General features: G+C 71.5%; 15 protein-coding genes. 9 read left to right on the top strand and 6 right to left on the bottom strand.

Going from position 1 to position 20,733, the window contains the following annotated elements:
• The first annotated feature begins 113 nt into the window (after positions 1 to 113).
• A complete protein-coding gene (locus ACFO60_RS02325; protein WP_380836182.1) occupies positions 114 to 1,292 on the top strand; it encodes an ROK family transcriptional regulator in 1,179 nt (392 codons plus the stop codon).
• A gap of 108 nt (positions 1,293 to 1,400) precedes the next feature.
• Here ACFO60_RS02325 and ACFO60_RS02320 read toward each other — a convergent pair whose 3' ends face one another.
• From ACFO60_RS02320 to ACFO60_RS02305, 4 genes are read right to left on the bottom strand one after another with little or no spacing between them, the layout of a single operon-like run.
• Positions 1,401 to 2,879, bottom strand: a complete 1,479-nt coding sequence (locus ACFO60_RS02320; RefSeq protein WP_380836180.1) for a glycoside hydrolase family 3 protein — start codon at positions 2,877 to 2,879, stop codon at positions 1,401 to 1,403.
• 45 nt (positions 2,880 to 2,924) lie between these two features.
• Positions 2,925 to 3,776, bottom strand: coding sequence for a carbohydrate ABC transporter permease (locus tag ACFO60_RS02315; RefSeq protein WP_380836179.1), 852 nt, complete (start codon positions 3,774 to 3,776; stop codon positions 2,925 to 2,927).
• Complete coding sequence (locus ACFO60_RS02310) at positions 3,773 to 4,786, bottom strand: carbohydrate ABC transporter permease (protein WP_380836177.1); 1,014 nt, start codon at positions 4,784 to 4,786, stop codon at positions 3,773 to 3,775. Before ACFO60_RS02310 ends, ACFO60_RS02315 begins: the two co-directional genes overlap by 4 nt.
• Positions 4,787 to 4,788: 2 nt before the next feature.
• The gene (locus ACFO60_RS02305) at positions 4,789 to 6,132 is read right to left on the bottom strand and encodes an extracellular solute-binding protein (RefSeq protein WP_380836175.1); all 1,344 of its coding nucleotides are present in this window, start codon (positions 6,130 to 6,132) and stop codon (positions 4,789 to 4,791) included.
• Between the two features lie 216 nt (positions 6,133 to 6,348).
• On the opposite strand from ACFO60_RS02305, the gene ACFO60_RS02300 reads away from it, so the two are divergent.
• Together ACFO60_RS02300 and ACFO60_RS02295 are read left to right on the top strand one after the other, a co-directional pair.
• Positions 6,349 to 7,551 (top strand): ROK family transcriptional regulator, encoded by a 1,203-nt coding sequence (locus tag ACFO60_RS02300; RefSeq protein ID WP_380836173.1) that lies wholly within the window; start codon positions 6,349 to 6,351, stop codon positions 7,549 to 7,551.
• A 160-nt stretch (positions 7,552 to 7,711) separates the two neighbouring features.
• Entirely contained in the window at positions 7,712 to 8,377 is a 666-nt protein-coding gene (locus ACFO60_RS02295) for a M15 family metallopeptidase (RefSeq protein ID WP_380836171.1), read from the top strand.
• A 279-nt stretch (positions 8,378 to 8,656) separates the two neighbouring features.
• Here the strand turns inward: ACFO60_RS02295 and ACFO60_RS02290 are convergent, their stop codons facing one another.
• Positions 8,657 to 13,672, bottom strand: coding sequence for an Lhr family helicase (locus ACFO60_RS02290; protein ID WP_380836169.1), 5,016 nt, complete (start codon positions 13,670 to 13,672; stop codon positions 8,657 to 8,659).
• 154 nt (positions 13,673 to 13,826) lie between these two features.
• Between ACFO60_RS02290 and ACFO60_RS02285 the strand changes: the two genes are divergently transcribed.
• The 5 genes from ACFO60_RS02285 to ACFO60_RS02265 all read left to right on the top strand — a co-directional run bounded on the left by ACFO60_RS02285 (position 13,827) and on the right by ACFO60_RS02265 (position 17,565).
• Complete coding sequence (locus tag ACFO60_RS02285) at positions 13,827 to 14,315, top strand: VOC family protein (protein WP_380836168.1); 489 nt, start codon at positions 13,827 to 13,829, stop codon at positions 14,313 to 14,315.
• Positions 14,316 to 14,536: 221 nt separating this feature from the next.
• On the top strand, positions 14,537 to 14,731 hold the full coding sequence (locus ACFO60_RS02280; protein ID WP_380836166.1) for a DUF3046 domain-containing protein: 195 nt from the start codon (positions 14,537 to 14,539) through the stop codon (positions 14,729 to 14,731).
• A gap of 192 nt (positions 14,732 to 14,923) precedes the next feature.
• Entirely contained in the window at positions 14,924 to 16,015 is a 1,092-nt protein-coding gene (recA, locus tag ACFO60_RS02275) for a recombinase RecA (RefSeq protein WP_380836165.1), read from the top strand.
• Between the two features lie 165 nt (positions 16,016 to 16,180).
• Positions 16,181 to 16,855, top strand: a complete 675-nt coding sequence (gene recX / locus ACFO60_RS02270) for a recombination regulator RecX (protein ID WP_380836163.1) — start codon at positions 16,181 to 16,183, stop codon at positions 16,853 to 16,855.
• A 131-nt stretch (positions 16,856 to 16,986) separates the two neighbouring features.
• The gene (locus ACFO60_RS02265) at positions 16,987 to 17,565 is read left to right on the top strand and encodes a Uma2 family endonuclease (RefSeq protein ID WP_380836161.1); all 579 of its coding nucleotides are present in this window, start codon (positions 16,987 to 16,989) and stop codon (positions 17,563 to 17,565) included.
• Here ACFO60_RS02265 and ACFO60_RS02260 read toward each other — a convergent pair.
• Positions 17,558 to 18,526, bottom strand: coding sequence for a TIGR03557 family F420-dependent LLM class oxidoreductase (locus ACFO60_RS02260; RefSeq protein WP_380836160.1), 969 nt, complete (start codon positions 18,524 to 18,526; stop codon positions 17,558 to 17,560). The genes ACFO60_RS02265 and ACFO60_RS02260 overlap by 8 nt on opposite strands.
• Positions 18,527 to 18,981: 455 nt before the next feature.
• Here ACFO60_RS02260 and rny point away from each other — a divergent pair, with 455 nt between their 5' ends.
• Positions 18,982 to 20,601: a ribonuclease Y gene (gene rny, locus ACFO60_RS02255; RefSeq protein ID WP_380836158.1), complete on the top strand. Its 1,620-nt coding sequence runs from the start codon at positions 18,982 to 18,984 to the stop codon at positions 20,599 to 20,601.
• Positions 20,602 to 20,733 lie beyond the last annotated feature (132 nt).

Below are 20,733 nucleotides of genomic sequence, written 5' to 3'. Positions count from 1 at the left end.
CGCGCGAATCCTGCCGCTAAACTGGCAGGAAGCTTTACTGAGCACTGGTTGAGTCACGCCGCGCGCGCGTTTTGTGATGAAACCAACGGGGACCGACGACAAGAAAGCCTGTGATGGAGCGACGTCCTGGCGTGCCCAGGTTGCTACGGGAGATCAACGACCGGGCCGCGCTGGAATTGCTGCTCGGCTCCGGCCCGCTGACCAGGGGCCAGATCGGGGAGATGACCGGCCTGTCCAAGGTCACCGCCTCGCAGACGCTGTCGAGGCTGGAAGAGCGCGGCCTGGTCGAGGTGGTCGGGGAGCAGGCCGGTAACCGGGGGCCCAATGCCGCCCTTTACGGGGTGATTCCGTCGGCGGCCTATGTGGCCGGGCTCGATGTCGGACCCGAAAGGGTGACCACTGCCATCGCCGATATCAATGGCGAAATCATGGCCGAGGCGAGTCTTTCCCCCAATGGGCACGACGATCCGGTCGCCCTGGTGCACAACGCGGTGGTGAAGGCCTGCCGCTCGGGGAAGGTCGCGCTTTCCCGCCTCAAGGCCATCGTGATCGGCACCCCCGGAGTGGTCGACCCCCGCACCGGCGACGTCCGGTTCTCCTTCGACCTGCCGGGCTGGCACGAGGGCAGCCACCAGGCTCTGGCCCAGGACCTCCGGCGGCCGGTCTCCATCGAGAACGACGTGAACCTCGCGGCGATCGCCGAGCGCGCGGAAGGGGCCGCCAAGGGCGTCGACGACTTCGTGCTGCTGTGGGTCGAGCGCGGCGTCGGCCTGGCCGTCGTCCTCGGCGGCAGGCTGCACCGAGGGCGTTCCGGCAGCGCGGGCGAGATCGGCTACCTGCCGGTTCCCGGGGTGCCGCTGGCCGAGGACGTCAAGGCCGTCCCCGGCCGGATGCCCTCGCTCGCCGGCGGCCTGCACGCGCTGATCAGCGCCGAGGCCGTCACCGAGCTGGCCGGGCCGTACGGCTTCGCGGGCGGATCCGCGGCCGACGCGGTCCGCGCCGCCGTCGGCGGCGGGGACGCCGGCGCGGCGTTCCTGGACGAACTGGCCCACCGGCTGGCCCTCGGCGTCGCCTCGGTGTGCGTGGTCCTCGACCCGACCCTCGTCGTCCTCAACGGCGAGATCGGCCGGGCCGGCGGGGCCGCGCTCACCCACCGCGTGGAGGAGGCGGTGGCGCGCATCTGCCCGATCAGGCCGGAGGTCGTGGCCAGCGAGGTGAAGGGCCGCCCCGTGCTGCGCGGCGCCGTCCTCGCCGCCCTCGACCAGGCCCGCGAGGAGATCTTCGCCTCCTGACCGCGAAGCCTGGCGTCCGCGGGATGCTCGAGGCGGTGACGCGGGCAGGACTCCGGCACGCGGCGGCCGTTCGAGCGACAGGTGCGCGGCTCGGCGGCCGGATGGGCGTCAGGCGGTCAGCAGCTCGGCGGCGGCCTGGGCGTTGGCGCGGGCCGCCCCGTAGGTGGCGATGTACGCCGCGGCCTTGGGCCGCCAGATCGGCAGGCCCATCTCCACGACGACGGCGTCCGGGCGCGCCGCGAGCAGCGCCGAGACGATCTCCTGGCACGCCCGGTGGCGGTGGGCGTCCTTCACCACGATCACCAGTGACCGGCCGCGGGCGCGTTCGAGCAGGCCGGCCGGGTCGGCGGCGTCCGGCTTGACCCGGGCGATCTCCGCGTCCGGCAGCCAGGGCGCGAACCCCCACGGCACGTCGCCGACGGCGATCGTGGGCGGGGTGTCCACCTCGACGACGAACGGGTCGACCAGCGGTGCCGCCGTGCCCGACAGCCGCACCGCCCGGCGGGCCGCGGTCAGGCCGATCACGTTGCCGTCCCTGGCCTCCTCGCGGGGCGCGCCGAACCAGCCGCGCAGCCGGGCGACGCGTTCGGCCGCCTCCTCCAGGCGGGCGAGCGGCAGCCGGCCGTCGCGCACCGCCGCCACGATCTCGTCCTTGATGGCGTCGATCTGCTCGCGCGTCGGCAGCGGGCCGAGGCACAGCAGGTCGGAGCCGGCGGCCAGCGACAGCACGGCGCCCCCGCCGAGCCCGACGCTCTCGGTGATCGCGTGCATGTCGAGCGCGTCGGAGATCACGACGCCGGTGTAACCGAGCTCGCCCCTGAGCAGCTCGGTCAGCGCCGGCGCCGAGAGCGTGGCGGGAGCCGTGCCGGTGAGGAACGGGACCCGCACGTGCGCCGTCATGATCGACCGGGTGCCGGCCTCGATGGCGGCGCGAAAGGGAACAAGCTCGCGCTCCCACAGCACCTCACGCGAGACGTCCACCACGGGGACCTCCAGATGGGAGTCCTGGCGGGTGGCGCCGTGCCCGGGGAAGTGCTTGACGCAGGCCGCCACTCCCGCGTCCTGCAGCCCGGCGACGGCCGCCACGGTGTGCCGCGCGACCAGGGCCGCCTCCGAGCCGAACGACCGGGTCCCGATGACCGGGTTGTCGTCGGCGGTGTTGACGTCCGCGTCGGGGGCCATGTCCAGGTTGACGCCGCAGCGCGCCAGGTCGTCACCGATCGACCGGTACACCCGGCGGGTCAGCTCGACGTCGTCGACCGCGCCGAGCGCCGCGTTGCCCGGGTAGGGGCTGCCGACGTGGTAGGCGAGCCGGGTGACGTCGCCGCCCTCCTCGTCCAGGCTGATGATCGGATCGCCCGCCTCGCGCAGACGCGCCGTGAGGCCCGCGAGCTGCTCGGCTCCCGCGACGTTGAAGCCGAAGAGCGTCACCCCGCCCAGGCCGTCCTCCAGATCGCGCAGGATCCAGTCGGGGGCGGTGGTCCCGGGGAAGGCGGCCAGGAGCGTGCCGGCCGCGAGGCGGCGCAGCCCCCGGTCGCCGCCCACGGGAGACACGCCCTGGGACGTGCCCGCGGAGAACTCAGACATGGCTGTACTCGACTCCTTCGATACAGAGCTGGCAGGCTGCTGACGTCAGCCTTTCACGGCGCCGGCGACCAGGCCCGAGACCATGCGCCGCTGCACCAGCAGGAAGAACGCGATGACGGGGATCGTCATCAGCGTCGAGGCGGCCATGATGCCGCCCCAGTCCGTCGACCGCTGGCTGGTGAAGAACCCCAGCGCCACCGGCATCGTGTAGGTGCCCTGGTCGCTGATCAGGGTCAGCGCGAAGACGAACTCGTTCCAGGCGGTGATGAACGAGAAGATGCTCGTCGCCACCAGGCCCGGCGCGACGAGCGGGAACAGCACCCTCCAGAAGGTGATGAAACGTCCCGCGCCGTCGATGGCGGCGGCCTCCTCCAGTTCCCTGGGCACTGCGGCCACGAACGTCCGCAGCATCCAGATCGCGAACGGCAGCGTGAAGCCCACGTTGACGACGATCAGCCCGAGCAGCTGGTTGTACAGGCCGAGTCGCTTGACCATCAGGAACAGCGGGATCAGCAGCGCCTCGCCCGGCACCATCTGCACGATCAGCAGCAGGATGAGGAAGCTCGTGCGGAACCGGAACCTGAAGCGCGCGACGGCGGTGGCGGCGAGCAGGGCGAACACCGCCCCGACGAGCACGGTGCCGAGGGCGACGACCGCGCTGTTCAGCAAGTACTGCCACACCGAGTGCCCGGCGACGCCTCGGGTCAGCACCCGGGACACGTGGTCCATGGTCGGAGCGAGGGGGAAGGGGATGAACCGCGTCGTGAAGATCTCGTCGGTGGGCTTGAACGCGGTCGCGACCATCCAGTAGACGGGGAACACGGCGAACAGGAAGACCACGACGCCGGCCGCGTTCAGGGCGGAGGTCTTGAGCCGCTTGGCGGTCCGCGGGTTCATCGCACGTCCTCCGTTCTGACGATCTGGCGGACATAGACGGCGGTGATCAGCAGCATGATCACGGTGAGGACGACGGCGATGGCCGCGCCGAAGCCCATCTTGGGCGGCGCGCTGAACGCCTCGGTGTACGCCCACAGCGACAGGTTGAACGCGTCCCGGTTGGTCGTGCCGCCGGCCAGCACGTACAACTGGGTGAACACCTTGAAGTCCCAGATGATCGACAGTACGAGCAGGACCGAGAACACCGGCCGCAGCAGCGGGAAGGTGATCCTCCGGAAGGTCGTCAGCGGCGCCGACCCGTCCACCCGGGCCGCCTCGTACAGCTCGGAGGGGATGCTCTTCAGCCCGGCCAGCACCGACACCGCGATGAACGGGAACGACGCCCAGACCACGGCGACGATCAGCACCAGGTAGATCGTCGAAGGGGAGTTGAGCCACGGCTCGCCCGACCAGGCGGCCCGTCCGAAGACCAGGTTCGAGAGCCCGTCGGGCAACTGGTCGAGCACCCAGTTGACCACGCCCGCGTCGGCGTCGAACAGCCACTTCCAGATGATCGCCGTCGCGGTGGGCGGGGTGGCCCAGGCCGCCATGATGCCCACGACGACGAACGTGGACATCGCGCGGCCCAGCCGGTTCAGCAGCAGCCCGACCAGCGTGCCGAGCACGAGCGTCAGCGCGACGGTGATCGCGGCGAACACCACCGTGTTGCGGAGCGAGGACCAGAACAGCTCCGACTGGAAGACCTGGGCGTAGTTGTCCGCCCCTACGAACTCGGCCGGCTTCGGGTTCGGCCGGATCTGCCGCAGTCCCACCTTGTGGAAGGACATCTCCACCATCTGGTACAGCGGGTAGAGCAGCAGGACGCCGATGACCAGCAGGCCGGGCAGCAGCAGGACGTAGGGGACCGCGCGGGCGGACAGCCCGCGCGACCTGCGGGCGGGTCGGGATGGGCGCCGCGCCGGGGCGGAGGGGGGACCTCCGCCCCGGGCGACGGTCGACGTCTGCGCCATCGTCACTGCTGCTGGTTGAGGATCGTCTCGAGTTCGGAGTTGGCGTCGGAGAGGGCGGTGTCGACGTTCTTCTTGCCCTCGATGACCGACCGCGCCGCGTTCTGCAGCACGGCCTTGGTGTCGTTGGCCTGGGCCCAGTCAGGGTCGGCGGGGAAGCCCTTGGCGACCTTGAACGTCTCGGCGAACGGCGCCTGCACCGGGTCGCTCGCGTACTCGGCCAGGGCGTCGGGGTAGAGCGGGAGAAGACCGCCCTCCTTGGCGTACCGGGTGCCGTACTCCTTGCCCGCGGCCAGCTTGACGTACTCGGCGGCCAGCTCGGGATTCTTGGCGTCCTTCCAGACGGCGATGTCGTTGCCGCCCTGGAAGGCCGGCGCCGGGCCGCTGCCGTCCTTGTTCGGCAGCGAGAAGAAGGCCATCTGGTCGTCGCCGATCTTGTTCTTGCTCTGCTCCTTGATGGTGGCGATGTCCCAGCCGCCCGTGACGTACATGCCGACCTTGCCGGCGGCGAAGCGCTGGCTGATGTCCACGGAGTTCAGGTTGAGCCGGCCCTTGCCCGACACGCCGTCCTCGGCGACCAGGCCGGTGTAGAACTGGAAGCCGTCCTTGAACCCGGGCTCGGTCAGCTTGCCGACCCACTTGCCGCCCTCGAAGGCGGCGAAGTCGCCGCCGGCCGACCAGACGAACGGCGAGAGCGACATGTTGGCGTCGGAGCCGCCGTTGAAGGCGAACCCGTCGACGTCCTTGCCCTTCTCGGCGACGATCTTCTTGCCCGCCGCGACGAGGTCGTCCCAGTTCTTGGGCGTCTCGATGCCGAGCTCCGAGAACCAGTCCTTGCGGTAGAGCACGGCGCGGGTGCCGCCGCCCCACGGCGCGGCGTAGACCTTGCCGTCGATGGTCTCGTATCCCCACAGGTTCTGCGGGATCTGCTGGAAGTCGGGGTTGGACTTGACCAGCTCGGTGATGTCGGCGAGCGCGTCCTCGGCCACCCAGGCGGCGACCTGGTCGTTGCCGAACTCGGTGACGTCCGGGCCCACGCCGCCGGCGAGCGCGGCGGTCCACTTCTTCTGGGCGTCGGGCCAGGGGATCCACTGCAGGTCGACGTCGGCGCCGGTCTGCTCCTTGAACTTGGTGTTCAGGTCGGTCATGTACTTGTCCTGAACGTCATTGGGGGCGCCGAGCCGCCAGACGGTCAGCTTCTGGCCGGCGAACGCCGGACCTTGCGACGCGGACGACGCCTGCGGCGCCGCGGCCTGGCCGGCGGGTTCGCCGCCGCCCCCGCACGCGGCGACGCCAACGGCGAGAGCGGCGGTCGTGGCCGTCACGGTGGCGATCTTTGCGATGTTCACGTTGAGTTCTCCCTTCCCGGCTTCGCGTCGGGATCGCGCTCTTCGAAGGGGACGTGCGGCGAAAGCCGCACGCCGCGGCGAAGGCGCCGTCCTCGCGCTCTGCGCTGCGACATCCCGAGGCCTGATCGCTTGCCCGCGGGCTGACTGCCGCTAAACTAACAAGAAACTTTCTTAAAAAAAACCCTGTTAGCGGATCGTGACGAGAGGGCCGGCCTCATGCCAGGACGACATCCGGGAACACCGCGGCTGCTGCGCCGGCTCAACGACCGCGCGGCGCTGGAACTCCTGCTCGCCAAGGGACCGCTGACGCGGGGCGAGCTCGGAGAGCACACCGGGCTGTCCAAGGTGACCTCGGGCCAGCTCCTCGCCCGCCTGGAGGAACGCGGCCTGGTCGAGGTCTCAGGGCAGCGTCCCGGGGGCCGCGGGCCCAACGCCGCGCTGTACACCGTCGTGCCCGCGAGCGCCTACGTCGCCGGCCTGGAGGTGCTCCCCGACCGGGTCACCGCCGGCGTCGCCGACATCACCGGCGCCCTCATCGCCGAGGTCGGCGTGGACCCGTGCGAGACGGGAGAGCCCGTCAAGACCGTCCACAGCGCCGTCCGCCGCGCCTGTGACGCGGCCGGGATCCCCCTCGGCAGGCTCCGCGCGCTGGTCATCGGAACGCGCGGCGTGGTCGACCCGCGCACCGGCGACGTGCGCTTCTCCTTCGACCTGCCGTCCTGGCACGCGGGCGTCCTCGCCGACCTGCGGGCGACGCTCGGCGCCTCGGTCACCATCGAGAACGACGTGAACCTGGCCGCGCTGGCCGAGCACGCCTACGGGGCGGCGCGCGGAGCCGATGACTTCGTCCTGGTCTGGGCGGGCGTGGGGCAGGGACTCGGCGTCATGCTCGGCTCGCGGCTGCACCGCGGCTTCACCGGGGGAGCGGGCGAGATCGGCTGGCTTCCCGTCCCCGGCGAACCGCTTCCCGTCAACGTCACAGAACCGCAGTCCGGCTCCTTCCAGCGCCTCGTCGGCACCGCCGCCCTGAACCGCCTCGCCGCCACCCACGGCCTGCGCCCCGCCCCCGCCCACGGCCTAGGCCCGGCCCCCGGCGCAGACCTGGTCCGCACGGCCGTCGAGACCGGCGGGGAGGAGTTCCTGGACGAGGTGGCCCGGCGGCTGGCCATCGGCGTCGCCGCGGTGACCGTCGTCCTCGACCCGGGGCTGATCGTGCTCAGCGGCGACATCGGCAGGGCCGGCGGGCAGGCGCTCGCCGGGCGGGTCGAGAGGGCCGTCGCCCGCGTCTGCCCGAGCCGCCCCAAGGTGACCGTCACCGAGGTGGAGGGAAACCCGATCCTGCGGGGCGCCCTGGCCGCCGCCCTGGATCAGGCACGCGAGGAGGTCTTCTCCAGCACGGTCGACGGCATGCCCTCCTGACCCCGGCGCGGGCGACGGCCGGGGCGCCCTGGCCGCCGCCGCTCTGGGCCGGGCAGGCGAGGAGGTCTTCTCCAGCACGGTCGACGGCATGCCCTCCTGACCCCGGCGCGGGCGACGGCGGGCTTGAGGGGTACCACACGGCGAGGGCAAAGAGCCGGTCATGTCAGACTTGCTGGTCATGCCCAATATCGTGCTCATCTCCGACCCCCGCGTGACCTCCATCCCCGTCCAGGAGAACGGTGAGGCGCTGGCCGACGTTCGCGGCGTGCTCAGTGTCGACGGCAGGCTCGCCGATCCCGCCGGCGCCTACGCCCACCTCCGCGAGGGGCTGCTGCGGCGGCTGGAGGACGCGCAGTCGCAACTGCCGTACGGCTACCGGCTGCTCGTGGTCGAGGGATACCGGCCTCCCGAGCTGCAGCGGCGCTACTTCGAGGAGTACAAGGACGAGTTGCGGGCGGCGTTCCCGGAGATGTCCCCCGAAGAGCTGCACGTCGCCGCCAGTCGGTACGTCTCGCCGATCGAGGTCGCGCCGCACACGGCCGGCGCCGCGGTCGACCTCACCCTCGCCACCGACGACGGCGCCGAGGTGGACATGGGCACTCCGGTGAACGCCAACCCCGAAGAGAGCGACGGCGCCTGCTACACCGGCGCACCGAACATCTCGGACGCCGCGCGCCAGAACCGCAAGATCCTCAGCACGGCCCTGGAGGCCGCCGGTCTGGTCAACTACCCCACCGAGTGGTGGCACTGGTCCTACGGCGACCGCTACTGGGCCATGACCACCCGCACCCCCACCGCCCTCTACGGCCCCCTCACCCTCCCCTAAGACGGCCAAACCAAGCGATCGCCCCCGCTCCCGCGGAACCCGCCACTGCCCCCCAACCACCCGCACCCTCAACCACCCTCCACGGCCTGCATCCGTCGGAGGTGCCTTTCACCTTCTGGTGCGGAGCCTGTGGCGCCGGCGACCGCTTGCTTTCGCCGGGGGGTCTCGTTCTCCGGTGGATGGTGCCTGTCGTACGGCGCCGGGTCGGCGAGGTGGGGTACGGCGGTGCCGGCGCCGCCGTACGCCGAGCAACCCGGCGAGCCCTGTGCGGACGACCGGTCAGGCGCGCAGGCGGAGGCCGCGGGGGGTGGGGTGGAAGCCGGCGGCCTCGAGGGCGGCGGCGAGGGGGGAGTCGACGATCGCGGTGCCGTCGGCCTTCTCCACCGTCAGCTTCCCGAGCGCCCCGTCGCGTACGGCCAGCACAAGAGCGTCGACGGCCGGTTGCAGGCGTTCGTCTTCGGCGAAGGACAGCAGGGTCTTGCCGCCGCGCTCGACGTAGAGGACGAGACGGCCGTCCACCAGCACCACCAGCGCCCCGGCCTTGCGGCCGGGTTTGTGCGTGACATCTCCTGGATGCGCCGGCCACGGCAGCGCCGCGCCGTACGGGCCGGCCGGGTCGGTGGCCGCCAGCACCACCGCCCGCCTCTCGGCCGCTGATCGATTCGGCGGAGACGCCGCGTACGCGTTCGTCGCCCCGTACGGCTGCGGCGTCCCATACGGCTGCGTCGCCCCGTCCGGGTTCGGAGTTTCGTACGGGTTCTGCGCTTCGTATGGACTCGGCGTTTCATGCGGGCCCGAGGTCCCGTGCGGGCTCGGGGTGTCGTGCGGGCTCGAAGTCTCGTATGGGCGGGGCGTGTCGTGTGGACTTGGGGGACCGTCTTGCGCCCGGCCCGGTGTGCCTCCGGCATCGGCGTGGCGGGTGGACGTGCGAGCCAGGGTGGCGGCGGAGGCGCGCATGCGGTCGACGGCGCCGGCTAGGGCGAACTGGGCGCCGCCCAGGCCCTCCACGAAGTAGCCGCGGCGGCACCGGCCGGTCTCTTCGAACGCGCGGAACACCGGGTAGACGCCGGCGAACCCGCCGGTGAGGCGCTCGCCCGCCACCGCGCCCTTGGTGACCACGCCATGTCGTTCGAGCAGCACCTCGGCCTGCGCGTGAGCGCGCTCGGTGGCGTCGGCCGAGATCTCGGGCAGCAGCCACCAGCGGCCGCTCACCGTCGGCGGGCCCGCCCGGGTAGGCAGCACGGGCCTTCGCCTGCGCGTGGCCGTCGGCCGGTGCGCGGGCCGTCCTGAGCCGAGCGCCGAGCGCAGCGGCGCGAGCGTGTCTCCAGAGACGCGGCCGGACCACACGAGATCCCACAGGGCGCCGGCGAGCGCGATGTCGTCCAGGGAACCCGCCCGCGAGGAAAGATCGCGGAAGAACAGCGCGCCACCGCCGCCCAGCGCCGCGAGGATCTGCTCGTGCAGCGGGGTCATCGTGATCACGGCCGGCGCGGGCAGCAGCAGCGGGGCGGTGTCGGCGAAGAACAGGGCCACCCAGCCGTCGCCGCCGGGCAGCGACCCCTGGCCGGACCACAGGACCTCGCCCGAGGCGGTCAGTTCGTCCAGCAGGGCCGGCTCGTAGCCCGGCACCCGGCTCGGCAGGACCAGAGTCTCCAGCGCCGACGCCGGCACCGCGGCGCCCTGGAGCCGCTCGATGGCGTGCACCAGGGCGTCCATGCCGCGGGCGGAGCGGCCTTCGGTGATGCCGTGCCATGCGGTGGAGAACGCTGCCAGAGCCTCCGGCGGGACCGGCTCGACCTCCTTGCGCAGCCGGGCCAGGGACCGGCGCCGCAGCTGCCGCAGCACGCCCGCGTCGCACCACTCTTCGCCCCAGCCGCCCGGCCGGAACTCGCCGGAGACGACCCGGCCCGAGGACGCCAGCCGCCGCAGGGTGTCGGTCACGACGGCGACGCCCAGGCCGAACCGGGTGGCGGCCGTGGCGGCGGCGAAGGGACCGCGGGTGCGGGCATGGCGGGCGAGCAGGTCGCCGAGCGGGTCGGCGGCCGGTTCGAGGAACACGTGCGGCACCCCCATGGGCAGGGGCGCGCCGAGCGCGTCGCGCAGCCGGGCGGCGTCCTCGATCGCCGCCCACTGCTCGGCCCCGGCGACCCGGACGCGGATCGCCCGCCGGGCCGCTTCGAGATCGGCCGCCCAGCCCGGGTCGCCGCCCCGCACGGCGATGTCCTCGGGACGCAAGGGGCCGTGCGTGCGCAGCAGGTCGGCGAGGTCTTCGGCATCGCGCAACGGGCGGTCCAGCCGCGCCAGCTCGCGTTCGGTGTCGGCCACCACGTCGGGGTCGAGCAGCTCGCGCAGGTCGGCCTCGCCCAGCAGCTCGGCGAGCAGATGGGTGTCCAGGGACAGGGCCTGGGCGCGCCGCTCGGCCAGCGGCGCGTCCCCCTCGTACATGAACGCGCCGACGTAGGCGAACAGCAGCGAGGCCGCGAAGGGCGACGCCTGGGTGGTCTCGACCTCGACCACGCGCACGCGGCGGGCGGCGATGTCGCGCATGAGCCGCACCAGCCCCGGCACGTCGAAGACGTCCTGCAGGCACTCGCGCATGGTCTCGAGGACCACAGGGAACGAGCCGTACTGGCTCGCGACCTTGAGCAGACCGGCGGCCCGCTGGCGCTGCTGCCACAGAGGGGAGCGCCTGCCGGGGTTGCGGCGGGGCAGCAGCAGGGAGCGGCCGGCGCACTCGCGGAACCGGGAGGCGAACAGCGCCGACCCGCCGAGCTCCTCGGTGACGATCTGCTCGATCTCGTCGGCGTCGAACACCGCCACATCGGTGGGCGCGCCCTCGAGCGTGTCGGGGATGCGCAGCACGATGCCGTCGTCGGAGTGCAGAGCCTGCACGTCCACGCCGTACCGTTCGCGCAGCCGCCTGCCGATGGCCAGGGCCCACGGTGCGTGGACGCGGGCGCCGAAGGGGCTGTGCACGACGACCCGCCAGTCGCCGAGCTCGTCGTGGAAGCGCTCGATGAGCAGGGTGCGGTCGTCGGGGACGTACCCGGTGGCCTCGCGCTGCTCGGCGAGGTAGGACAGCAGGTTCGCGGTGGCGAAGGCGTCCAGCCCGGCCTTGGTGAGGCGCTCGGTGCCGCCCTCGGACAGCTCGCGGGTGAAGGCGCCGAGGGCCCGCCCGAGCTCGGCGGGACGGCCCGGGGTGTCGCCGTGCCAGAACGGCAGCTTGCCCGGCTGGCCGGGCGCGGGGGAGACCAGCACGCGGTCGGCCGTGATGTCCTCGATGCGCCAGGAGGTGGCGCCCAGCACGAAGACATCGCCCGTCCTGGACTCGTAGACCATCTCTTCGTCCAGCTCGCCGACCCGCCTGCCGCCGCGCCCGGTGTCGCCGCCGACGAGGAAGACGCCGAACATGCCGCGGTCGGGAATGGTGCCGGCGTTGGTCACGGCGAGGCGCTGGGCGCCGGGGCGACCGGTCACCCGGCCGGTCACGCGGTCCCACACGACGCGCGGGCGCAGCTCGGCGAACTCTTCGCTGGGGTAGCGCCCGGCCAGCATGTCGAGGGTGGCCTCCAGCGCGCTGCGCGGCAGCGTGGCGTACGGAGCGGCCCGCCTGACCAGGGTCTCGAGCTCGTCGACGGTCCACTCGTCCAGCGAGCACATGGCCACGATCTGCTGCGCGAGCACGTCGAGGGGGTTGCGCGGGTAGCGCATCTCTTCGATCTCGCCGCTCTTCATGCGCTCGGAGACGACGGCCGTCTGGAGCAGGTCGCCGCGGTACTTGGGGAAGATCACGCCCTTGGAGACCGCGCCCACCTGATGGCCGGCCCGGCCGATGCGCTGCAGGCCGCTGGCCACGCTCGGCGGCGCCTCGACACAGGCGACCAGGTCGACCGACCCCATGTCGATGCCCAGTTCGAGGCTGGAGGTGGCGACCACGGCGGGCAGGCGCCCGGACTTCAGGGCCTCCTCGATCTGCGCGCGCTCTTCTTTGGAGACCGACCCGTGGTGAGCGCGGACGACCTCGGGGACGACCCCGGCCGACGCGCCGGCCTGCGCCATCATCGCCGCCGGAGTGGAGACCGACGCGACCGGCCTCGGCGGCCCGCCGCCTGGGGAGGACCCCGCTCCTCCAGCGGTCGTCCGTGGATCGACGGAGGAGGCGGAGCCGCTGTCAGGGGTGGTCCACAGGTCATCGGGAGGGAAGGAGGCGGGCCCGCCGCCGGTCGCCCGCTCGTGGGCCAGCTCGTTGAGCCGGGTGCACAGGCGCTCGGCCAGGCGCCGGGAGTTGGCGAAGACGATCGTCGAGCGGTGGGCCTGGATGAGACCGAGAAGATGCTCCTCCACGTGAGGCCAGATGGACCGGCGCGCCGGAGGTTCAAGCCAGGGCGCCTCGGCGTCGCCGGGCGGCGGCCCCTGCCGGGGGGCGGTGTCCAGTTCGGTCATGTCCTCGACGGGGACGACCACGTCGACCTCGATGACCTTCTCGGAGGGCGGCTGGACGACCGTCGTCGGGCGGGCGCCGCCCAGGAACGCCGCCACCTCGCTCACGGGACGCACCGTGGCGGACAGGCCGATGCGCTGCGCCGGCCGGGCGAGCAGCGCGTCGAGCCGTTCGAGGGTCAGCGCGAGATGGACGCCGCGCTTGGTGGCCGCCACCGCGTGCACCTCGTCGACGATCACCGTCTCGACGTCGCGGAGCGCGTCACGGGCCTTGCTGGTCAGGATGAGATAGAGCGACTCGGGCGTGGTGATCAGGATGTCCGCCGGGGCGGCGGCGAAGCGCCGGCGGTCCTCGGCCGTCGTGTCGCCCGACCGGATGGCCACCGAGATCTCGGGGGCGGAGAGCCCGAGGCGCCGCGCGGTCTGCTTGATGCCGGTGAGCGGAGCCCGCAGGTTGCGCTCGACGTCGACGGCCAGCGCCTTGAGCGGCGAGACGTACACCACCCGGCACCCTCGCGCGGGGCCCTGCGCGCGCGCTCGACGCCTCTTGGCCGGCCCCGCCGCGGACGAGTCGCCCGCGCCGCCGGCCCCCGCCGCCGGGGACGCCGGATCGCCCGGCGCCGCGGGCGCGGCCTGCGGCGAGCCCGCGGCCATGAGTTCGGAGGCGAGGCGGTCGAGCGACCACAGGAACGCGGCGAGCGTCTTGCCCGACCCGGTGGGGGCGACGACGAGCGTGTTGTCACCGCGCGCGATAGACCGCCACGCGCCCTCTTGGGCCGCCGTCGGCGTGGCGAAGGCGTCGGTGAACCACTGGCGGGTCACCGGAGTGAAGTGGTCGAGCGAGGATCCGGTCACCGCTTCATCATGCAACCCGCCACCGACAGAACGCGTCACCCCACCCGGCTGACGTGCTCGAACAGGGACAAAGTGGAGCACTTGGCCGTATCCCGCCCGCACGCCGGGCCCTCGAGGCTTGACATGGCGCATTCCCGGGCCGTCATCTGAGGTCATGGGCATCGACTACGCGGCCATCGAGGCGACTCGAGAGCGGATCCGCGGGCAATATCTCCAAGCACGACGGCCAGAGAGCAGCGCACGTGGCCTGCACCACTTTGCACTGATCTGTTCAAATGTCGAGCGGACCGTCCAGTTCTATCAGGAGCTACTGGAGTTCCCGCTGACCGAGATCTTCGAGAACCGCGACTACAAGGGGTCCAACCACTTCTTCTTCGACATCGGCAACGGCAACCTGCTGGCCTTCTTCGACCTGCCCGGGCTCGACCTCGGGCCGTACCAGGAGGTGCTGGGCGGCCTGCACCACATCGCGATCTCGGTCGAGCGCGGCAGGTGGGAGAGGCTCAGGGACAAGCTGGACGCCGCCGCGGTGCCCTACCAGCTCGAAAGCGACGCCTCGATCTACTTCCGCGATCCGGACGGCGCGCGTCTGGAACTGCTGGCCGATCCCCTTGGAGAGATGTACGGCTCCCGCGTCATGTGAGCCGCCCGCCCAGGCCCGGCGGGCGTCCCTGCGGGGCGTTCGCCCGGCCCGGCCCGGCACGGTGGCCTGCGCACGTGACCGGGGCGTTCGGAGGTCCCCGCAGTTCTCGCTCACGGTGGCCGCCCGGCGTGCGCGAGCCCGGGCGGCGGCCTGAGGGGTGCCCGCGGCGCCGGGCCGGCGCCGCGGGCCGGCGCACGCGGGGCCGGGACCATACTGAGAGCATGCGCTTGACGGACTTCTGGAGCCGGATGAACCGCCACTTCGGCGAGGGGTACGCCGAGTCCTGGGCGCGTGACTACGTCATCGCCGAGCTGGGCGGCCGCACCGTGACCCAGGCGCTCGCCGACGGCGAGTCCGTCAAGGACGTGTGGCGCGCGGTCTGCGGCGTCACCGACGTCGACTCCCGGCTGCGCTGAGGCGCCCGGCTCCACGCCTCTGCGGCGGTGGCGCGCGGCTGCGCCGTTGAGCTGTGATCGAACAGCCGTTCGGCTATATTGGGCATGCCGCCGCCGCCGGCGCCCTGGGCCCGTTCCGGGAAATTGTCGGTGGCACCCCGTAGCTTGCTAGCGACGGAAACGACTTCGACTCAACCCTCCAGGGGGCACCCCATGGCAGCCAACGACCGCGAGAAGGCTCTTGAGACCGCGCTCGCTCAAATCGAGCGGCAGTTCGGCAAGGGCTCTGTCATGCGCCTCGGCGATGACGCACGAGCCCCCATCGAGGTGATCCCCACCGGGGCCATCGCGCTCGATGTCGCCCTCGGCATCGGCGGGTTCCCCCGCGGGCGCATCGTCGAGATCTACGGCCCCGAGTCCAGCGGTAAGACCACCGTGGCGCTTCACGCCGTCGCCAACGCCCAGCGCGGCGGCGGCATCGCGGCGTTCATCGACGCCGAGCACGCCCTCGACCCCGAGTACGCCAAGAAGCTCGGCGTCGACACCGACGCTCTGCTGGTCTCCCAGCCCGACACCGGCGAGCAGGCGCTCGAGATCGCCGACATGCTGATCCGCTCCGGCGCGATCGACCTCGTCGTCATCGACTCGGTGGCGGCCCTCGTGCCCAAGGCCGAGATCGAGGGCGAGATGGGTGACAGCCACGTCGGCCTGCAGGCCCGCCTCATGTCCCAGGCCCTGCGCAAGATCGCCGGCGCTCTCAACAACACCAGCACGACCGCCATCTTCATCAACCAGCTCCGCGAGAAGATCGGCGTCATGTTCGGCTCGCCCGAGACCACGACCGGTGGCAAGGCGCTGAAGTTCTACGCCTCCGTGCGTCTGGACGTCCGGCGCATCGAGACGCTCAAGGACGGCACTGAGCCGGTCGGCAACCGCACCCGGGTCAAGGTCGTCAAGAACAAGATGGCCCCGCCCTTCCGGCAGGCCGACTTCGACATCCTCTACGGCTTCGGCATCTCCCGCGAAGGCGGCCTGATCGACATGGGCGTCGAGCACGGCTTCGTCCGCAAGGCCGGCGCCTGGTACACCTACGAGGGCGATCAGCTCGGCCAGGGCAAAGAGAACGCCCGCAACTTCCTGAAGAACAACCCCGACATCGCCAACGAGATCGAGAAGAAGATCAAGGAGAAGCTCGGCGTCGGCCCGCGCCTCGACAGCCCCGTCGAGCCCGCCGCTCCTCCGGCCGCCGCCGCTGCCGCCCCCTCCGGGCGTGGCGCCAAGGCGCCCAAGCCGGGCGACGTCTGATCGAGCCGATCCGCCATGCCGATGCCTGGTTCGAGCCGATCCGCCATGTCGACGTCCGATCCGAGCTCATCCGCTATGCCGATGCCTGGTTCGAAGCGATCCGCCATGCCGATGTCTGATCCGAGCTCATTCGCCACGCCGATGTCTGATCCGAGCTGATCAGCCATGCACGCGCGCGATGACGAGCCCGGTCGGCTGCGGCCGGGAGACTGGGGAGCCTGGGTCGAAGACGGGGCGGGCGACAAGCCCGCCCGCCGTCGCGGCCGGGGGAGAGGGTCCTCGCGGCAGAAAGGGTTCGACGGGCCGGTCGAGGGGTCGCCGGCGGCCGAGGCGCCTCCCGCCGACCCTCAGGCGGTGGCTCGGGCGGTCTGCCTGCGTCTGCTCACGCTGGCGCCCCGCACACGCGCCCAGCTCGCCGACGCCCTCCGTAAGCGGAACATCCCCGACGAGGCGGCCGAGGTCGTCCTCGCCCGCTTCTCCGATGTGGGGCTCATCGACGACGAGGCGTTCGCCGAGGCATGGGTGACCTCGCGGCACGCCGGGCGAGGGCTGGCCCGCCGGGCGCTCGCCGCCGAACTGCGCACCCGCGGCGTGGACGAGGAAACCGTACGCGACGCCGTCGACCAGCTCGATCCCGACCAAGAGCTCGAGACCGCGCGCCGGCTCGTCGCGCGCAAACTGGCCGGCACCCGCCACCTCGAACCCGCCGCCCGGGTCCGGCGGCTGGCCGGCATGCTCGCCCGCAAGGGCTACTCGGGAGGTCTCGCCTACCGCGTCGTCCGCGAGGCCCTCGAAGGCGAAGACCTGCCGACGGACGCCTTCCCCGACTCTTTCGAGTGACCTGCGGTCCTGATCTGCTGCCGCCCTGGTGATGTCAGGTGTCCACGTGAAACTCCTCAGAGTTACCTGACGTCACGATCCGTGGGTACGATGGTGATGTCACCTGACCGTGCAGGCGAGGAGGGGGCCGGATGACGGCGGCTTTTCCCGACTGGTTCTATCCAGGACCGCCCGGCGGCTGGACGGCCGACATGCTCGATCATCTCCCCCCCGGCGCGCCCCGGCACGTCGAACTGATCGATGGATCACTCGTCATGATGTCGCCGCAGAGCGCCTTCCACATGCTCACGCTCAGACTTCTCGAGCGCGGGCTCGACCCACCCCCTGACCTGGTCGTGGTCAGGGAGATGAGTGTGACACTCGGTCGCCGGCAGCGCCCCGAACCGGACATCCTCCTGGTGAAGCGCGCGGCGATGGCGAGTCTCGCCACGACCTCATTCAAACCGGAGGACGTTCACCTGGTGGTCGAGGTGGTGTCGCCCGAGTCGGCCGAGCGAGACCGCACCACCAAGCCCATCAAATATTCCGATGCCGGCATCCGGTTCCTCTGGAGGGTCGAACAGGAGGACGAGGCGCCGGTCGTCTACACCTTCGAGCTGGAGCAGGGGGTGAGGGCGTACGTCCCGACCGGAGTCCACCGCAAGCGGCTGCGGACCACGGTCGGGTTCGAGGTGGACCTCGATCTCGATCTGAGCCGGGTCGTCAGCTGAGGTCGCGCAGGGCGGGGAGGAGTTCCTTCTCGGCCCAGGCGAGGAACTCGCGCTGGTGGTCCCCGCCCACCTGCGCCAGCGTCACGTGCGTGAAGCCGGCGTCGGTGAACTCCTTGACCGCGCGCACGACCGCGTCGACGTCGGAGCCGCAGGGGACGTGCCCGGTCACGTCCTCCGGGCGGACGAACCGCGAGTAGGCCGCGAAGTTCACCGGTCCCGGCAGTTCCGAGAGCACCTTCCAGCCCGCGGGGAACCACTTCCAGAGCCGGTGGGCCCGTTCGGCGGCCGTCTCGGCGTCGGTGTCGTAGGAGACGGTGAGCATCCCGTACGCGGGCTTGCCCGCGCCGCCTGAGGCGTGGAAGCGGGAGACGAGGCCGGCGTCGGGATCGGTGGCGATGAGCGCGTCGCCGTACTCGGCCGCGAGGTCCACCGACTGCGGCCCTGAGGCGGCGATGCCGACCGGCACCGGCTGGTCGGGCAGGTCGTACAGCTTGGCGGAGTCGATCGTGAAGTGGTCGCCGCGGTAGCTGACGTACTCGCCGTCGAACAGCGCCTGGATGATCTCGATGGCCTCGCCGAACATCTCGTGGCGGATGTTGACCGGCGGCCATCCGCGCCCGACGACGTGCTCGTTGAGGTTCTCGCCCGCCCCGAGGCCGAGGGTGAAGCGGCCCTCCGACAGCGCGCCCATCGTCGCCGCCTTCTGCGCGACGACGGCGGGGTGATAGCGCATGATCGGGCAGGTGACGTAGGTCATGAACGGGATGCGCTCGGTGGCCTGCGCCACCGCCCCGAGAACCGACCAGGCATAGGAGGAGTGCCCCAGGTCCTCGAGCCACGGGAAGTAGTGGTCGGAGATGGTCTCGTAGTCGAACCCGGCGCGCTCGGCGGCGACGGCGTCCTGGACGAGTTGCCTGGGCGGGGCCTGCTCGCACATGAGCATGTAACCGATCTGTGCCATGGCGGCCCCATACCCGTCCGTCCGGGGAAGGTGCGGAGCGCCCCGAAGATCTTCCGAATCCGGCCGAGGAAGAGACGGCGGGCCAGGGGAACCTTCCCCACTCGACATATGATCATTTTCCCGACTTGTCGCTGCATACTGGGATTAATCCGGCGCATCGCCGCCGCACCGCCGATCCCATGAGATGACAAAACTGGCCTGACGGGCGGTCTTTGCTTGCTCGTTACCTCTCTGACGCTTAATCTCGACCACAGTGAGGAGTTACTCCGCGCGGTGCGGATTGCCATAACTGTGCACGACGGACGATCGAGACCGATCACACCCAGCGGACCGGCATCTGATGCCGGCGCGTTGGACATATTCGTCTGACCCGGATCGCCCGGTCGGGCTGGTCCGTGCTGCGCGTGTAACCCCTCGCGTGCTGAGGCTCGCGACGCGAGGAGGGGTGGGCGCGCATGAATTCGACAGTCGTGATCATGCTGGCGGTGGCCGTTGTTCTGCTGGCACTCGTCGCGATTGTCGCGCTCGTCGTGCTGATACGCCGCACCGGAGGTGATCGGTCCGGCAAGCGGGGGCCTACCGCGGAAGAGATCGCCGACGTCCAGGCCGAGCTGGAGCAGGCACGCCGGGAGGGCGCCGAGATCCGCGTGAAGGCCGAGTCGGACGCCGGAGACATGCTCCGCCGGGCCGAGGCCGCCGCCGAGGGCGCCCTGCGGACGCGCAAGGAGGTCGAAGATGAGACCCGTGCTCTCAAGAACGAACTGAAGGAGCTCAGGTCCGACCTCGAACGCCGGGAGAACCGCCTGGCCGAGCGCGAGCAGCGGCTCGATGAGGAGGCCCGCAGGCAGGCCGAGCGGAGCAGCAAGATCGTCGAGACCGAGACCCAGCTCGCCGACCGCCGCGCCGAGCTCGACCAGGTGGAGGCGAAGCGCCGCGAGGTGCTCGAACGGGTCGCCGGCCTCACCTCCGATCAGGCCAAGGCCGAGCTCGTGATGACCATCGAGAACCAGGCCAAGCGCGAGGCGGCGCTGATCGTCCGCGAGATCGAGGGCGAGGCCCGCAAGGAGGGCGAGAAGCGCGCCTGCAAGATCGTCACGCTGGCCGTGCAGCGCGTGGCGACCGAGCAGACCGCCGAGTCGGTGGTCAGCGTCCTGCACCTGCCCGGCGACGAGATGAAGGGCCGCATCATCGGCCGCGAGGGCCGCAACATCAGAGCCTTCGAGTCCACGACCGGCGTCAATCTGATCATCGACGACACTCCGGAGGCCGTGCTGCTGTCGTGCTTCGACCCGGTGCGGCGCGAGACGGCGCGGCTCACCCTGGAGAAGCTCGTCCTGGACGGCCGCATCCACCCGCAGCGCATCGAGGAGGCCTACGAGCGCAGCAAGGAGGAGGTCAAGGACCTCTGCGTCCGGGCCGGCGAGGACGCGCTGGTCGAACTGGGCATCACCGACATGCACCCCGAGCTCATCACCCTGCTCGGCCAGCTCCGCTACCGCACCTCCTACGGGCAGAACGTGCTCAAGCACCTCATCGAGTCGGCGCACATCGCCGGGATCATGGCCTCGGAGCTGCGCCTGAACCCGATGCTCCTCAAGCGCTGCACGGTGCTGCACGACATCGGCAAGGCGCTCACCCACGAGGTCGAGGGCAGCCACGCCCTCATCGGCGCCGAGATCGCCCGGCGCTACGGCGAGCACGAGGACGTCGTGCACGCCATCGAGGCGCACCACAACGAGGTCGAGGTCCGCACGGTCGAGGCGGTGCTGACCCAGGCCGCCGACGCGATCAGCGGCAGCCGTCCCGGCGCGCGCAGGGAGTCGCTGGAGGCGTACGTCAAGCGGCTCGAGCGCCTGGAGGAGATCGCGCAGTCCTACGACGGGGTCGAGAAGGTCTTCGCCATGCAGGCCGGCCGCGAGATCAGGGTCATGGTGCGGCCGGACGCCATCGACGACATCCAGGCCCAGGTGATCGCCCGCGACGTCGCCAAGCAGGTGGAGGAGGAGCTGACCTACCCGGGCCAGATCCGCATCACCGTCGTCCGCGAGTCGCGCGCCACCGAGTTCGCCCGCTGAACGGACCCTCCCGGACGTAGGGCTCATCAGGGACCGGCTTAGGGCGAACCAGAACGTCCTGGACCGGTCGGCGGCGCGCTGGGACGTTCTGAGCCGGTCCGGGGCGCGCGCAGGGCCGGGGAGCGAGGGACG

This window comes from Sphaerisporangium dianthi (genome assembly GCF_042654065.1).
In the GTDB taxonomy this organism is placed as follows: domain Bacteria; phylum Actinomycetota; class Actinomycetes; order Streptosporangiales; family Streptosporangiaceae; genus Sphaerisporangium; species Sphaerisporangium dianthi.
This window is presented reverse-complemented; position numbering and strand designations above follow the sequence as displayed.

What these genes read in the sequence shown, in the direction of transcription:
- ACFO60_RS02325 (WP_380836182.1), top strand. Translation starts at nt 114, where the DNA reads ATGGAGCGACGTCCTGGCGTGCCCAGGTTGCTACGGGAGATCAACGAC.
- ACFO60_RS02320 (WP_380836180.1), bottom strand. Translation starts at nt 2,879, where the DNA reads ATGTCTGAGTTCTCCGCGGGCACGTCCCAGGGCGTGTCTCCCGTGGGC.
- ACFO60_RS02315 (WP_380836179.1), bottom strand. Translation starts at nt 3,776, where the DNA reads ATGAACCCGCGGACCGCCAAGCGGCTCAAGACCTCCGCCCTGAACGCG.
- ACFO60_RS02310 (WP_380836177.1), bottom strand. Translation starts at nt 4,786, where the DNA reads ATGGCGCAGACGTCGACCGTCGCCCGGGGCGGAGGTCCCCCCTCCGCC.
- ACFO60_RS02300 (WP_380836173.1), top strand. Translation starts at nt 6,349, where the DNA reads ATGCCAGGACGACATCCGGGAACACCGCGGCTGCTGCGCCGGCTCAAC.
- ACFO60_RS02295 (WP_380836171.1), top strand. Translation starts at nt 7,712, where the DNA reads ATGTCAGACTTGCTGGTCATGCCCAATATCGTGCTCATCTCCGACCCC.
- ACFO60_RS02285 (WP_380836168.1), top strand. Translation starts at nt 13,827, where the DNA reads ATGGGCATCGACTACGCGGCCATCGAGGCGACTCGAGAGCGGATCCGC.
- ACFO60_RS02280 (WP_380836166.1), top strand. Translation starts at nt 14,537, where the DNA reads ATGCGCTTGACGGACTTCTGGAGCCGGATGAACCGCCACTTCGGCGAG.
- recA (WP_380836165.1), top strand. Translation starts at nt 14,924, where the DNA reads ATGGCAGCCAACGACCGCGAGAAGGCTCTTGAGACCGCGCTCGCTCAA.
- recX (WP_380836163.1), top strand. Translation starts at nt 16,181, where the DNA reads ATGCACGCGCGCGATGACGAGCCCGGTCGGCTGCGGCCGGGAGACTGG.
- ACFO60_RS02265 (WP_380836161.1), top strand. Translation starts at nt 16,987, where the DNA reads ATGACGGCGGCTTTTCCCGACTGGTTCTATCCAGGACCGCCCGGCGGC.
- ACFO60_RS02260 (WP_380836160.1), bottom strand. Translation starts at nt 18,526, where the DNA reads ATGGCACAGATCGGTTACATGCTCATGTGCGAGCAGGCCCCGCCCAGG.
- rny (WP_380836158.1), top strand. Translation starts at nt 18,982, where the DNA reads ATGAATTCGACAGTCGTGATCATGCTGGCGGTGGCCGTTGTTCTGCTG.